Here is a 14,652-nt window from a genome sequence, read left to right as displayed (position 1 = left end):
GTGGCGCTGTGGCAGAGCCCTGCCCGGACCGGTCAGACTCCAGCGGCCCTGCGGCCGCCGGAGCAGTCAAGTGAGGAGTTCTCGTGGCGTACGGGTTGACCGCCTTCGGCACGGCACTCGGCGAGGAGACCGCCGTCAAGGACGTGGTGGCCGATTACACCGAGGACGTCGAGCGCGTCCTCGGATACGGATACGACTGCATCCACCGGGCCGAGCCCGGCACCAGCGTCACCGACCTCGCCGTCGAGGCCGGGCGGCGGGCCCTGGCGGGGGTGAACCCACGCGAGGTGGACCTGCTCGTCCTCGCCCTCACCGACCTCGCCGACCATCTGTACTGGGACGCGGCGGCCCGGGTCCAGTGGGAACTCGGCCTGAGCCGGGCCGAGGCGGTCCTCGTCGACCAGGGCTGCGCGGGCGGGGTCACCGCCTTCGACACCGTCGCGGGACGCTTCGCCACCCATCCCGGCTACGGCACGGCCCTGGTCGTCGGCGCCAACCGTACCGTCGAGGCGTACTGGAACCGGCTGGACACCCACTCGCTGCTGTTCTCCGACGGGGCCGCCGCCGCGCTCGCCGTACGCGACGCGCCCACCCTGCGCTGGCGGGCCTCGTACGCGGAGACCGACGGCCGGTACGCCGACTTCTTCCGGATGGACGTCGGCGGCGCCAGGCAGCCCTTCGTGCCCGGCGCCGAGACACCCTGCGTACGGGACTCCTGGGACGTGGTCGAACACTTCCAGCACGACGCGGAGCGACTGGCCGCCTACGCCGAGGAGATCGACGACCGCACCGCGCGCGCCGTGCACCGGGCCTGCCGTCAGGCCGGATGCGCCGAGGAGGACCTGGCCTGGCTCCTGCTGCTCAACGACAACGCCCGGGTCCTGGCGGCGCAGGCGGAACTGATCGGGGTACCGCTGGAGCGCACCAACACCCGACTGGCACGCCAGCACGGGCACTTCGGCGCCGCCGACCACCTGTTCTCCCTCGCCCGCACGTACGAGGCCGGGAAGCTGTCGCCCGGGGACCTCGTGGCCCTCGCGACCAACGGCCGGGGCATGCACTGGGCGTGCGCGATCCTCCAGTGCTGACCAGCCGGCCCGGCCCTGTCCGGGGAGCCCTCTTCCGCCACCGAACAGATCGGAGTGACACGCTATGAGCCGTCAACCCGCCCGGCGCGCCTGGACGGCAGCCGCGCTGGTCTGCGCCTGCCTCGGGCTGGTGTCCTGCGGGGCCGAACCCGACTCGGCCGTGCGCGCCTCCGACGCGGCCGACACCCCCGCCTGCAAGGTGCTGCGGCCGCTGGCCGTCGAGTTCGGCCTAGGGGAGCCCTCGGTGAGCCAGCTGTCCGGGGAAGGCTGTACCGCACACAGCCACGAGTTCGGCACCCTCACCGTGCTGCTGCGGGACCGGCCGCTGCAGGACACGGCCACCGGGCAGGGCAAACGGAGCACGATGCGCTTCGGCGAGCACGACGCCGTCATGCTGATGGGTTCGCTGGACGGCGTCTGCAAGATCTTCCTGGACGCGGGGGAGAAGAGCACCGTGGAACTGCGGCTCGGCCGGACCACGGCGATGACCCCGCAGGTGTGCACCTCACTGAAGAAGGCGACGGCGAAGGTGGCCGACGGGCTCGCCCCGCAGCCGTCGGCCTCCGCGTCCGCCTGACCCGACCGAAGGGGACCGGGGGTGGCGCTGAACGCGCCACCCCCGGTCGCATGTCCCGCACGACTCTCCGCCGTACGGCGTCACGCACCACCTCACTCCAGCGTCCGGGTGGTGGCGGCCAGGGAGGCTTCTCCGAGTGAGGCGACCCCGAGCGCGGGCGGCCGTGTGCCGTCCAATCGGTCGGCCGCCGGCCCCGGCAGGCCTTGGGTGCGGTCGATGACCCGGACCGTCGCCGGCCCCGCACCCAGCTCCAGTTCCAGTTCCGCGCCCCGCGCCGGTACATGACGGATCCACAGCTCCCACGGGGCGTCACCGGCCGGGTCGTCGGCGTACTGCCCGGGCACCCCGGACAGGGACCAGCCGCGGACGGCGGTCCCGCTGACGAGAACCACCAGGTGGTCGGCGCCCCGCCTGGACGCCGCCGTCACCCGGACCCGCCGTCCGCCGTCCGCCGTGTCCGCGAGGACCCTTGTGGTGACCCGGGGGCCGGGCAGCGGGTACGCCTCGGCCGGGCCCCGCCGGACCGGCACCCGCCAGCCCGGCCAGAGATCCGCCACCGAGCCGCGCTCGGCGTCCGCAGGCAGGAAGTCGTCGCTCCAGTCGTCCGCCGGGACCCCGCTGATCCAGTGGCCCGTACGCCGGTCCGCGTCCCACAGGTACAGAAGGTCGGCCCGTACCGGGTTCTCGGGTTCCCGGGGCAGCAGCGCGGCCCCCGCCAGCACGGCCGTCGCGACCACGGCGGCGGTCACCGGCAGCAGCCGGGGCAGGACCGGCAGCACCCCCGGCAGCAGCGCCGTGAGCAGCGCTGCCACGGCCACCGGCGCGGCCACAAGGCCCAGGCCCAGAGCGTTCGTGAGCAGCGGCACGAGCGGGAACACCAGCAGGGCGGCCGGCACCGTGCCCAGGGCGGCGGCCAGCACCCGGCCCCCCGCCGTTTCCCCGGCCCGCGAGGTGAGCACAGCGGCCGCGGAGAGCAGCCCCAGTGTCGGCCAGACGAACACATGGCTGCCGCCGGGCAGCAGCACCGCCGACACGACGGACAGGACGATCCACAGCAGCAAGGCCCCCGCCACCTGCGCCCGGGCGCCCGCCCACCGCTTGGCGATCAGCGCGAGCGCGCAGCCGACGGCCAGGGCCAGCGACAGGAACCCGACCAGGGCCGGGCCGTGACCACCGATGTCGTGGTAGTGGGCGAACTCGGGGTGTCCCGACGCGACCAGGGGCGCCAGGCCGAACGCGGCCCCGGCGGCGAGCACCAGCTGCCCGAGGGCGACGGCGAACCCCCGCAGGACGGCACCCACGGTAAGCGCGCCGCGCGCCCGGAGCCCCAGCAGCAGCGCCAGGCCGAGCCCGACCGTAGCCAGCGCGGCGGGCAGCGCCGCGCCCAGCGGGTAGGAGACGAACCATCCGCCCGCCCGGAAGTACGCAGAGTCCCCGGCCGGGGTGTGCGTCAGGTCGGCCCAGGCGAGTGCGCGGGCCAGACCGAGGGCCTGCTCTCCTTGGTGCTGGACGGTGGCCGGGTCCACCCGGTCCGGGGTGTCACCGGTGCCGTGGTAGTGGGTGTAGCCGTCGAGATAGGCCAGGTTCAGGCCTTGGTGCCCGGCTTCCTGGAACACGGTGAAGTCGGTGAGGTTGGGCATGTAACGGTACGCGGCGTCCAGCAGCGAGTCGGCCCGTGCGTCCGGCGCCGACTCGGCCAGGGTGCGCACCAGCCAGCCGGCGTCCGGTCCTGTCTCGAACATCAGACTCGGACCCTTGCTGCCTCTGGCCTCGAAGTTGAGGACCACCGTGTCGGGCGGCAGCGTCCCCGGTCCGGCCACCAGGGCCTGCGCGCCGAGCAGTCCGCTCTCCTCGGCGTCGGTGAACACGAAGAGGACGTCGTTGCGCGGGGGCGGCCCCTCCCGCATCGCGCGCGCCGTCTCCAGCAGCACCGACACCGGGACACCGGCGTCATTGGTGCCGGGCCCCGCTTCTGTGGAGTCGTAGTGGGTGACCAGCGCGACCGGCCGGGTGCTCGCGGTTCCGGGGACGCGGGCGACCACGTTCTGCAGCCGCAGGTCGGCGTAGCGGGAGTCGGCGCCGATGGGGGACAGACCGGGACGGTGGGACGCCGCCGCCCCGGTGTGCACCCGGGTGTCGAGGCCCAGCGCGGTGAGGGTGCGGACGATGTACTCACGGGCCCGGGTGTGCGCGGCGGAGCCGCTGGGCCGGGGGGCGGTGGCGATCTCCCGTACGTGCGCGGCGGCGCGGCCCGCCGAGAAGGTGTCGGCTGGCGCGTCCGGCCCCCGGGCGGCGGGCATCCTGCTGTTCCAGGCGACCAGGGAGAGACACAGCGCGGCGAACACGGCGACGGCCGCCGGGAAGACCCAGCGCCCACCGGTGGTGCGCCTCGTCCCTTCCGGACCGGCCTGGCCGGGGCGGGGGTGGCCGGGGCTGCCGTGGGCTCCCTCACCAGGGCGGGGATCGCTCACGCGGGCCGGCGTGGACCCGTTCCGGTTCTCGGGGCGGGAGCCGCCAGCCTCGCCGTCATACCGCCTGAGTGCCATAGACCGAGCACTCCTCGTCCGGCTGGAATGCGCCGGACACCCCGGCCGCGCCCTCCCGCCCGGAAGGGGCGAGCGTGATGCGGTCCACCACGTCCTGTCCGGCGAGGGCTCCGAGCTCCGTCGCGGCGCGTTGCCGGGCGTGATCGCGCACCAGCGGGTTGAACGAGTAGAAGGGGCCGTCCGGTGCCCGGTCCTGGGTGACCGTGAGCAAGTGGGCGTTGACCAGGGTGTCCAGCAGTCGCTGGGTGTCCTCGCCGGGGCGGTCGGAGACGGCGGAGGCCATCCACTCGGGGACGGCGTCCAGGTCGCACATGCTGAGCCGCAGCCACAACCGGTAGGCGAGCGGCGACAGCTGTTCCACGGTCGAGTCGAGCCGCGCCCCCATGTCCAGCGAGCCGATGGAGAGTTCGGCGATCCGGTCCTGCCGCGTCGCCAGGCGGTCGGTGAAGCTGCGCAGGGTGCAGTGGGGGCGGGCCCGCAGCCGCGCTCCGGCGGCCCGGATGGCGAGCGGCAGGTGTCCGCAGAGCTGCACGATCCGCCGGGCGCTGTCGACCTCGGCGAAGACGCGCTCCATGCCCGCCAGGGAGGCGAGCAGGTCCAGTGCCTCGTCGGTGGGCAGCCCGTCGACGCGGTACTCGGTCAGGCCGGGGATCTTCAGCAGACTGGCCCGGCCGGTGCACAGGACCGCGCTCTCGCCGCTGGGCAGCAGGGCCTCGTAACGCGTGGACTCCGCCACGTCGTCCAGGACGATCAGCAGCCGTTTGCTGGCGGTGATGCTGCGGAACAGCGCGGCACGGGCGGCGAGACCCGCGGGGATACGCTGTTCCGGCACCCCGAACGCGTCGAGGAAGCCGTTCAGAACCTCCTGCGGGTGCACGGGGTCGGTGTGCCCGCGCAGGTCGGCGTAGAGCTGGCCGTCGGGGAAGTGCTGCTGGAGGGCGAGACCCGCGTGGATCGCGAGGGCGGTCTTGCCGGTGCCGCCGCATCCCGCCAGTGCCACCACGCGTGGTTCGCCGCCCGCGCGCAGGTCCGAGGTGATGCGCTGGAGCAGGTCGCGCCGTCCGGTGAAGTCCTTGATACGGGGCGGCAGTTGAGCCGGCACCTTGGCGCCCGGCCAGGGCCGGTGCGCCACGACGGCGGGCGGCGGGGCGATCGGCTCGCTGGCCAGGATCTTCTGGTGCAGTTCCTGAAGTCCCGTGCTCGGCTCCAGCCCGAGATTCTTGATCTGTGCCAGGCGGCTGTTGCGGTAGACGGCCAGCGCCTCCGCACGACGCTGGGACTGATACAGCGCGGTCATCAACTGGGCGCACAGCCGCTCGCGCATCGGATATTCGGCGACCAATGGCTTGAGCTCGCTGATGAGTTCCGCGTGCCGGCCGAGGGTCAGCCCGATGTCAAGCCATTCCTCGAGGACGGAGAAGCGGCGTTCCTCCCAGTGCGCGGCCACCGCGTAGGTCAGCGGCCCGGAGATGTCGGCGAGCGGCTGGCCCCGGTAGAAGGCGAGCGCCCGCTGGTATTCGGCGGAAGCGGACTCCAGGTCGCCGGCAGCGGTCAGCTCCCGGGCCCGGCGCACAGCTTTTTCGAACGCGTGTGCGTCGAGATCCTCCTCGTCGAGCCGTATGCGGTAGCCGCCCTGTTCGGTCTCTATCAGGTCGACCGGCGCACCCGCTGCGGCGAATGCGTTCCGCAGCCGCCAGACGCAGGTCTGGATCTGCTTGTCCGCCGTGGCGGGCGGCGTGGAACGCCATACGGCGTCGATGAGTGAATTCACCGGGACGACGCGGTTCGCATTGAGCAGTAACGCTGCCAGAACAGTCAACTGGCGATTTCGGCCCACGCGAATCGGCTTACCGTGGACAGCTGCTTCTAATGGCCCGAGAATGCGAAAGAAAACATCGCGGACATTGCCGTTGTTCCCCTCGCTCGGACGACCTGTTTCGAGAGATGAAAAACCATTGTGGAACGGCAAGATCATCCTCCAGGTGACGGACTTATCGCAGCCAACGGGGAACTCTACAGAACTCCACTTGGCATGTCCATACCCAAATCGAACGCCATTGTGGGGTTACCTTGACCGAGTCTTTCCGGCAGCGGTGCAAGAGATCGGTGTGCGCCATGAGAGAGGGGGAATGGCTGGAACAGAACGGTTTAAGGGAAACGGCTGTCGGTCATGCCCGTTCGGGCGTCGGTCGTGCCTGTTCGGGTGTCGGTCGTGCCTGTTCGGCTGGGAACAGACATGGTGCGAAGAGCCGAGGCGTCCACCTTTCCGCCCGGTGTTCGCGGAAGGCGCTCCACTATGGCGATGTGGTGGGGGCGCATCTGCTCCGGTACCGACTCTGCGATTTTCCGCTGCAGATCCGGGACGGTCGCACGGGCTCCCAACACCACGAAAGCGACGAGTTGTTCAGCAGGCCCCTCCTGCCGCAGCAGCACCGCGCACTCGCTGACGGCCGGATGTCTGCGGACCGCCGCCTCGACCTCACCCAGCTCGATCCGGAAGCCGCGCACCTTCACCTGGTGGTCCACCCGGCCCAGGATGCGCAGCCGGCCGTCCTGCCCCCACAGCCCGCGGTCCCCCGTCCGGTACAGCCGCCCGCCGGGCCGGAACGGATCGGGCAGGAACCGCTCGGCCGTCAGCGCCGCACGGCCTTGGTAGCCGCGGGCGACCCCCGGCCCACCGAGCCAGATCTCGCCCGGCACCCCGGGTGGGACCTGCCGCAGCCCGCCGTCGAGCACGTGCGCCTGGTATCCGGGCACCGGACGCCCGATCGGGATGCCCGCGCCGGCCGCCTCCGCCGGACCGCAGCGCTGCGTGGTGGCCCACACCGCGCACTCGGTCGGCCCGTAGTCGTTGAACAGCGGAGCCTGTGGGCACAGCCGCAGATGCTCGGCGACGATTTCCGGGCCGAGCCGCTCCCCGCCCACGGCCACCATCGCGAGCCGGCCGAGCGCCTCCCGGCCCGCGACCTGGAGCACGATCCGGTAGTGCGAGGGCACGGCGTGGACATGGGTGACGGCCGCGGACTCCAGCAGCTTCCGCAGAGCCATCGGGTCGTGCGCCTCGCGCTCGGTGGGCAGTACCACCGCGCCCCCGGAGGTCAGCGCCCAGAACATGCCGCCCGCCGCCCCGTCGAAGCACAGCGGCGGCAGCACCAGATCCCGGCCGGGCGGCGGACCGGCCACCGCCCGGGCCGCCGTGGACGCCACGATCGCGCGGTGGTGCACGCCGATGCCCTTGGGCGTCCCGGTGGAACCGGAGGTGTAGATGACGTACGCCAGGTCGTCGGGGGTGACCGGGACGCCGAGCGCGGTGCCGGGCAGCCCGGCCGCCTCCCCGCCCACGAGCACCGGCACCGGCACCGCGTACTCCGGCTCCCGACCGGTGAGCAGCACCACGGCGCCCGAGTCGTCGAGGATGCGCCGGACGCGCTCGGGCGGATACGTCGGCTCGATCGGGACGTAGGCGGCACCGGCCTTCAGGGTGCCCAGCATCGCGGTCACCGACCAGGCCGCACGCTCGGTCAGCAGCGCCACGAGCCCCCCGGGACCGACCCCGGCCGCACGCAGCAGGTGGGCCACCCGGTTGGCGTCCTCGTCCAGCCGTCCATAGGTCAGTTCGGTTCCCCCGCACAGCACGGCCGGCGCGTCCGGGGTCCGCGCGGCGCGCTCCTCGACCAGCGTGTGCAGGCAAACGGCGGGAACAGCCGCCTCCGCACCGCGCGACCACTCGGCGAGCGCGGCCCGCTCCGCCGCCCCGGCGGCGACGATCCCATACACCGGGCGGTCGTCGAGCAGCTCCTCCAGGACGGCGAGCAGCCGCGCAGCGAACGTGGCGACGGCGCCTTCCTCGTGCAGACCTGTGTCGTAGTCCATCCGCAGCCGGTCGTCCTCCAGCAGGACCAGCAGCCCGTGGTGGGCCACCGCGTCCGGCGGCCGGACCGCCGACGCGGTGTGTGCGCCGACCCGTTCCGGCTCCGATACTCCGCACGGGGACACCGCGAGCGCCGCGTGGAACCCTGGGTGGACCGGGACACCCGAGGCGAGCGCGTGCCCGCTCGCCCGCAGTGCGACCGTCCCGGACACGCTCTCGGCCACTCGCGGGGTGACCGCCACGGGCGCGTCGGTCGCGACGACGATCCCCGTACCGGGCGCGCCGCCGCAGCGGACCAGCAGCACTGTCAGGGCCACGGCCAGCGACGCCTCCACGGGTACACCGGTGGAGCGCAGCCGCGCGGCGGCCTGCCCGGCCGGGACCCGTACCGTTTCCGCGTACCCGGAGGCCCGGTCACCGCCGCCCGGCAGACCCGACGGCCCCCGCTCGCCCCCGGACTGCCCGTCCGCCGGCCCGGCGGCGGCCCGTGACAGCCCTTCAGGCCCCGTGCCGACCGCCGGGAACGGGGCGTCGTCCGTCAGCAGCCACCGCATCACCACCGCCGGGGGCAGGGCGTCCTCGGTGACCACCACCAGCAGGGACCGCTCCTCGTCGAGCCGGGCCAGCAGCACGCGGGCCGGGCCCGGCTCCGCCTCGGCGGCGGCCGTCTCGTCACGGATCAGCTCGCCCCACTCCTCACGGTCCGTCCCGACGCTCCCCGGGCCGAGCACCGTGAGCGGAACCTCCTGGCCGCCGCCCGCGACCCGGACCCGCAGCACCCCCGGATCGAGCGGGCCGTCGACCACCCAGCAGCCGGCGGTGAGCCCGGCGCGGCCGCCCGGGGGCACGTCGGCCGGTCCGGCCGGAGGACCATCCACCGGGCCGGCCACCGGGCCAGGCGTGCGCACGGACCGGGACACGGGCGACGCGGGCATGTTCGTTCCCTTCAGGTGTGCTGTCGTGGTACGGCGACCGGACGGGACCCGCCCGGTCGCCTCGGTGTGTTCACAAGCCGTCAGAGCAGCACGCGCTCCGCCGGCGACTTGCGGTGGGCCCGCGACTTGCGCAGGTCCCGGGTGACGACCGCCTTCTTCAGCCAGCGGTCCGTGCCGTCGAACCGGGCCTTGAACGCGGCTCTGCCGTGCACGACCCGGTAGTTGTCGATCACCAGAAGGTCACCGGGGCTCAGAACCACGTCGGTCAGGTTCCGTTGCAGCTCCGCGGTGAGCGCCTCCAGCGCCGCCGCCGCCTCCGGATCACCCGGCAGCGGTGACATGAACGCCGGGTCGATCCGCAGGTACGGCCGGTCCGGGTGCCCGAACAGCACCGCGCACGGCTCCGGTTCGTCCTGCATCAGCTGCACCACGTGCGGACTTCCCCGGTCCGCAGTGAGCGTCCGGGCGTGCCGGAGGTGCTCGGTGTCCGGCCGGATCAGGAACCGGGGTTGGCTCAGCACATCCCGGTCCTCGTCGGTCAGCACCACCTCGTCCACCCCGGCCACGCCGGTGGGCACCGCGTCATGGTTCCGCAGCCCCAGCAGGAGCAGATAGTCGCAGCGGTACGGGTGGAAACCGTCCTCCGTGTGCCAGGCCAGCTCCACCGTGCCGTGACCGCTCTGGTCGTTCTCGTGCGACGGAACCGGCAGCACGTCGTGCACCAGCCGCCCGTTCTGGAGCGTCGACCAGCCGAAGATGTCGCCGAGGTGCGCCGTCGCCAGCGTCAGGAACACCTCGTGCACCTCCGACTCCGGCTCCCTCGGCGGTTCCCTCCAGTGCAGCGGCGTCGGCCCCAGCCGGCTCTCGTCCACCGGCAGGCCGCGCACGACCAGGCAGGACGCCTCCTCGGCGGTCCGGAACCGCCGTAGCTCCCGGATCAGGCGCGGGGGCATCCGGTGGGCCACCAGCGACAGGTCGTCCAGCAGGGACGGGGCACTGCTCGCCCCGTGGTCCCGCAGGACAGAGCGGGTCAGTTCGTCCAGCGCGGCCGCCTCGGCCGCGTCCAGGTCCACGTAACGGATCACCGGTCATCAGCTCCTGGCCAGTCCCTGTGGCAGCGGTCTCGTGCCTTCACGAGCTCTCCTTGCCCTGTAGGTCACTTGATGGATCCCTGCGGAACAACGACGTCCTCCGGCGCGGGCAGGTAGCCGCCGTCGACCAGGAACCGGAAGCAGGCGTGCGCCCACTCCTCGGTCACCGGCGGGCAGCTGATGCCCGACCCCTCGAGAGCCTCGGTCAGCACCCGGCACTCGTCCTGCGGGTCGATCTGCTTCTGCAGTTCCGGGTCGAGCGCGGCGTGCCGCATCGAGGCGACCCGCAGCAGCGGGGTCATCGGGAACAGGACGTGGTCCTCATCGACGCCCAGCGCCCGCTGCCGGGCCTCCTCCTCGTCGATGACGTTGAGGTCGTAGCCGAACGACCGCAGCCACTGGTAGCACTGCGTCATCGTGGTGGGCGCCGGGTTCGTGATGTTGAAGTTCTTCCCGAAGTTCTCCTCCCGCAGCGAGGTGTGGACGATGGCCTGTGCCGTGAAGTCCACCGGCACCGCGTTGATCACATCGTTGTAGAGGGGCAGCACACCGAGGTCGAGGAAGCCCCTCAGGTACACGTACAGGTAGTCGGTGTGGTGCGAGGCGCCCGTCTGGGTGTGGCCGGTGATCATCCACGGCCGCTGCACGGTCACCGGGATGCCCCGGTCACGGGCCAGGTAGACGATCCTCTCGGCCAGCCACTTGCTGCGCGGGTATCCGGTGGGGATGCGGATCGGACGGCTGTCCAAGTCCTCCTCGGTGAACGGCCGCTCCGCCCCGGTGCCCATGAACACGTCCACGCTGGACACGAAGTGGACCGACTTGAGCGTCGTGGTCGTGGCGAGCCGCAGCACCTCCTTGGTGCCCTCAACGTTGGCCGGCCGGGCGGCCTCGTACGGGTAGGTGAAGTTGACCACCGCGCCGCTGTGGTAGATCACGTCCAGCTCGGCCGCGGCGGCGGCGAACTCCTCCTCGCCCAGGCCGAGCCGCGGCCTGGCCAGGTCACCGACCACCATCCGCATCCGGGACCGGTAGGACTCGTCCCACGCGTGGTACTTGCGGAGCGTGGCCTCCATCCGCTCCCAGGCGTCCTCCTCGTTCTCCGCCCGGACCAGGCAGTGCACGAGCGCGTCCGTGCGCAGGATCAGCTCCACCGCCAGGAACGCGCCCAGGTAACCGGTCGCGCCCGTGACCAGCGCGTGGCGCGGCGCGAACCACTCCGAGTGCGGCAGGTCCCCGGGGGTGATCTCCTCGGGCAGCGTGATCTCCGCGTGCAGCTCCTCGAGCTGCTGCGCGTACAGGACCTCGCTGTCCACGTTGTCCCGCTGCCGCCGGTCCTCCTCGATGGCCGCGGCGACGCCGGCGACCGTGGGCACCCGGAAGATCTGCTCGACCGGCAGCGTCACGTCGTGCGTCCGGGAGAGCTGCGCGGTCAGCCGCGCCACCAGCAGCGAGTTCCCGCCAAGCTCGAAGAAGTCGGCCACCGCGCTGACTTTGGAGACGCCCAGCAGCGAGCAGAACGTCTCCGCGATCTCCGCCTCCAGCTGCGTCCCCGGCTCCACGAAGTCCTCGATGCCAAGGTCCGGGGCGGGCAGTGCGGCGGTGTCGATCTTGCCGTTCGGGGTGAGCGGCATCCGCTCCAGCGTCACGAACGCGCTGGGCACCATGTAGTCCGGCACCTGCGCCAGCACATGCTTGATCAGGGTCTCCTTGGTCAGCACCCGGCCGACGACAGGGATCACGTACGCAACCAGGCGCGGCACACCCGGCTGGTCCTCCCGCGCGATCACCGAGGTCTCGGCGACCAGCGGGTGGCGCAGCAGGACGTTCTCGATCTCGGTCAGCTCGATGCGGAAGCCGCGGATCTTGACCTGGGTGTCGGCCCGGCCCAGGAACTCGATGCTGCCGTCCTGCCGGTAGCGTGCGAGGTCCCCCGTCCGGTACAGCCGTGCACCGGGCTCCTCGGAGAACGGGTCGGGCAGGAAGCTGCCGGCCGTCATCCCCGGCCGCTTGACGTAGCCGCGGACCACACCGCCGCCGCCGATGTACAGCTCACCGGGGACACCGGGCGGCACCGGGTTGAGCCGCTTGTCCAGCAGATGCACCCGGGTGTTGGGGATCGGGCGGCCGATCGGCACCCGGCCGGACTCGGCGTCCTCGGCGGTCACCGGGTGCACCGACGCCCAGACGGTCGCCTCGGTGGGACCGTACTCGTTGAACAGGGCCACGCCGGGTGAGCGCCGCCGGTGCGCCTCGACCAGGCTGGGCGGCAGCACCTCACCGGCCAGCACGGTCGTCCGCACGGAGGGGAACGGCTCCTGCTCGGTCTCCAGCAGCACCGAGTACTGCGAAGGCACCCCGTCGACATGGGTGACGTCCTTGTCCCGGATCAGCGCACCGAGCAGCCGCGGGTCCAGCACCTCCGCCTCGGAGGGCACGACGACGGTGCCGCCGCGCATCAGCGTCCAGTACAGACCGCCGCCCGACGCGTCGAACGTGAACGGGGCCAGCACCAGGTAGCGCTCCGGCAGCCCCGGCTCCTCGAGAATCGAACGGGCCAGTGTGGAGTGCGTGATCTGCCGGTGCTCCACCGCCACACCCTTCGGACGGCCGGTGGAACCCGAGGTGTAGATGACGTAGGCCAGGTTGTCCGGCTCGATCTCCACGGCCGGCCGTGTCACCGGGCCGTCCGGATCGGCGGTCGGTACCGCCACCCGCTCCAGGCCCGCCGCCTTTCCGTCGAGCCCGTCCAGCGTCCCCTGGTCGCCGACGAGCACGCGGATCCCGGCCTCTTCCGCGATCGACGCGATACGGTCCGCCGGGTACGAGGGGTCCAGCGGCACGTACGCGCCACCCGTCTTCAGTACACCAAGCAGCGCGACCATGGTGTGCACCGACCGGTCGGCCAGCACGCCGACCAGGGACTCCGGGCCCGCGCCGAGTCCGGCGAGCCGCGCGGCCAGCGCCTCGGCCCGCAGCTCCATGGAGGAGTAGCTCAGCTCCGCCGTGCTCGACGTCAGCGCCGGCGCGTCCGGATGGGCCGCGGCGGCCTCCGCGACCAGCTCGTGCAGCAGCCGGGCCCCGGTGTGCCCGGTCGCCGTTGCGTTCCACGCCTCCAGCCGCTCCCGGTCCTGCACGGACAGCAGCGACAGGTCGGACAGCGGACGGTCGGGCTCCGCGGTCGCGGAGTCCAGGAGCAGCAGCATCCGGTCCAGGAACTGCTCGACGGTCGCGCGGTCGAACAGCGAGGTGTTGTAGTGGGCCCGCAGCGACAGCTCCCCGTCACGGCGTACCGCGTACAGGTCGATGTCGTGCGGGGTCCACGTCACCGGCAGGTCGAGCCGCCGGGCTGTGACCCCTGGCAGCTCCCGGCTGATCCACTCCTCCTCGAAGCCGAACAGCACCTGGAACAGCGGGGTGCGGCTGAGGTCGCGCTGCGGGTGCGCCGCCTCCACGATCTGCTCGAACGGCAGCCGGGCGTGCTCCAGGGCTTCGTCCAGGGAGGAGTCGGTCCGCCCCAGCAGCGTGGTCAGTGATTCACCGGCGTCCAGGTCGAAACGCACCGGCAGGGTGTTCTCCAACGGGCCGACCACGTCCTCGGCGCCCTCCTGCCAGGACGGAGGCACGGGCACACCGACGGCGAACGTGCGCTGCTCGGCGTGGCGGGACAGCACCGCGGTGCAGCCGGCGAGCAGCAGCCGGGACAGCCGCCGTCCCGAACCGGACGTGAACGCCTCCAGCCGGTCCCGCAGTTCACGCGGCACCGGCACCGTCACCACGTCCGCGTCGATGGTCTTCACCGGCGGCCGGGGCCGGTCGGTGGGCAGTTCGAGGGCATTCAGGCCGGTCGCACGGTCGCGCCAGTACTCGATGTCCTTCTCGGCGTCGTCGCCGGTCAGCCAGGCGCGCTGGGCGGCGGCCAGCGCCTGCGGCTCGGCGGCCGGCCCGGCGGCCTCCTCCCCGCTCCCGCCGAGCAGATGCGCGTACCCGGTGAGCACCTCGTCGGTGAACAGCCGTACGGAGCGACGGTCGGCCACGAGCTGGTGGACCGTCAGCAAGAGGACGTGGTCCTCCTCGCCGAGCCGCAGCAGACTCGCCCGCACCAACGGGCCCTGTGCCAGATCGAACCGGCGGCGTGTCTCGGAGGTCGCTATGCGTGCCAGTTCGGCGTCGAGGCGGTCCGGGTCCACCTGGACCACCGGCAGCCGCAGCGACGCCACCGGCCTGACGGTGGCCAGCGGGTGGCCGTCCACCGTGCGGAAGGTGGTGCGCAGCACCTCGTGGCGCTGCACGGCCGTCGACAGCGCCTGCTGGAGTACGGCCGTGTCGGTCCGGCCGGTCAGCCGCACGGCGACGCTGGTCTGCCAGGGCCGCTTCTCGTCCAGCTGGATCAGCAGCCACAACCGGCGCTGCTCGAGTGTCAGATTGCTGGTGACGTTCGCGGAGGCGTCCAGGAGGCCCGCCAGGAGCGCGCGCTTCTCCTCGGACGTCAGGGAACCGATCTCTTGCTGCCCGCTCATTCGGTGGACTCCCGTCCTAGTGTC

General features: G+C 72.5%; 7 protein-coding genes. 2 read left to right on the top strand and 5 right to left on the bottom strand.

Features of this window, described 5'->3' with window-relative positions:
• Positions 1–83: 83 nt before the first annotated feature.
• Both GSY65_RS00605 and GSY65_RS00600 read left to right on the top strand, forming a co-directional pair.
• Positions 84–1,088, top strand: coding sequence for a 3-oxoacyl-ACP synthase III family protein (locus GSY65_RS00605; protein WP_159765238.1), 1,005 nt, complete (start codon positions 84–86; stop codon positions 1,086–1,088).
• Positions 1,089–1,152: 64 nt separating this feature from the next.
• Positions 1,153–1,665: a hypothetical protein gene (locus GSY65_RS00600; RefSeq protein ID WP_159765236.1), complete on the top strand. Its 513-nt coding sequence runs from the start codon at positions 1,153–1,155 to the stop codon at positions 1,663–1,665.
• Positions 1,666–1,757: 92 nt separating this feature from the next.
• Here the strand turns inward: GSY65_RS00600 and GSY65_RS00595 are convergent, their stop codons facing one another.
• The 5 genes from GSY65_RS00595 to GSY65_RS00575 all read right to left on the bottom strand — a co-directional run bounded on the left by GSY65_RS00595 (position 1,758) and on the right by GSY65_RS00575 (position 14,628).
• The gene (locus tag GSY65_RS00595; RefSeq protein WP_159765234.1) at positions 1,758–4,136 is read right to left on the bottom strand and encodes a M28 family peptidase; all 2,379 of its coding nucleotides are present in this window, start codon (positions 4,134–4,136) and stop codon (positions 1,758–1,760) included.
• A gap of 55 nt (positions 4,137–4,191) precedes the next feature.
• On the bottom strand, positions 4,192–6,186 hold the full coding sequence (locus GSY65_RS00590; RefSeq protein WP_443043184.1) for a BTAD domain-containing putative transcriptional regulator: 1,995 nt from the start codon (positions 6,184–6,186) through the stop codon (positions 4,192–4,194).
• A gap of 173 nt (positions 6,187–6,359) precedes the next feature.
• Positions 6,360–9,017 (bottom strand): amino acid adenylation domain-containing protein, encoded by a 2,658-nt coding sequence (locus tag GSY65_RS00585; protein ID WP_159765230.1) that lies wholly within the window; start codon positions 9,015–9,017, stop codon positions 6,360–6,362.
• An 80-nt stretch (positions 9,018–9,097) separates the two neighbouring features.
• Positions 9,098–10,102, bottom strand: coding sequence for a guanitoxin biosynthesis L-enduracididine beta-hydroxylase GntD (gene gntD / locus GSY65_RS00580; protein ID WP_236579641.1), 1,005 nt, complete (start codon positions 10,100–10,102; stop codon positions 9,098–9,100).
• A 71-nt stretch (positions 10,103–10,173) separates the two neighbouring features.
• Positions 10,174–14,628, bottom strand: coding sequence for a non-ribosomal peptide synthetase (locus tag GSY65_RS00575; RefSeq protein WP_159765228.1), 4,455 nt, complete (start codon positions 14,626–14,628; stop codon positions 10,174–10,176).
• Between the last annotated feature and the right edge of the window lie 24 nt (positions 14,629–14,652).

Origin of the sequence: Streptomyces sp. HM190, from assembly GCF_009857135.1 — a bacterium.
Classification (GTDB): Bacteria; Actinomycetota; Actinomycetes; order Streptomycetales; family Streptomycetaceae; genus Streptomyces; species Streptomyces heilongjiangensis.
This window is presented reverse-complemented; position numbering and strand designations above follow the sequence as displayed.

Coding starts and splice junctions, on each gene's coding strand:
- GSY65_RS00590 (WP_443043184.1), bottom strand. CDS start 6,186: ATGATCTTGCCGTTCCACAATGGTTTTTCATCTCTCGAAACAGGTCGT.
- GSY65_RS00575 (WP_159765228.1), bottom strand. CDS start 14,628: ATGAGCGGGCAGCAAGAGATCGGTTCCCTGACGTCCGAGGAGAAGCGC.
- GSY65_RS00585 (WP_159765230.1), bottom strand. CDS start 9,017: ATGCCCGCGTCGCCCGTGTCCCGGTCCGTGCGCACGCCTGGCCCGGTG.
- GSY65_RS00600 (WP_159765236.1), top strand. CDS start 1,153: ATGAGCCGTCAACCCGCCCGGCGCGCCTGGACGGCAGCCGCGCTGGTC.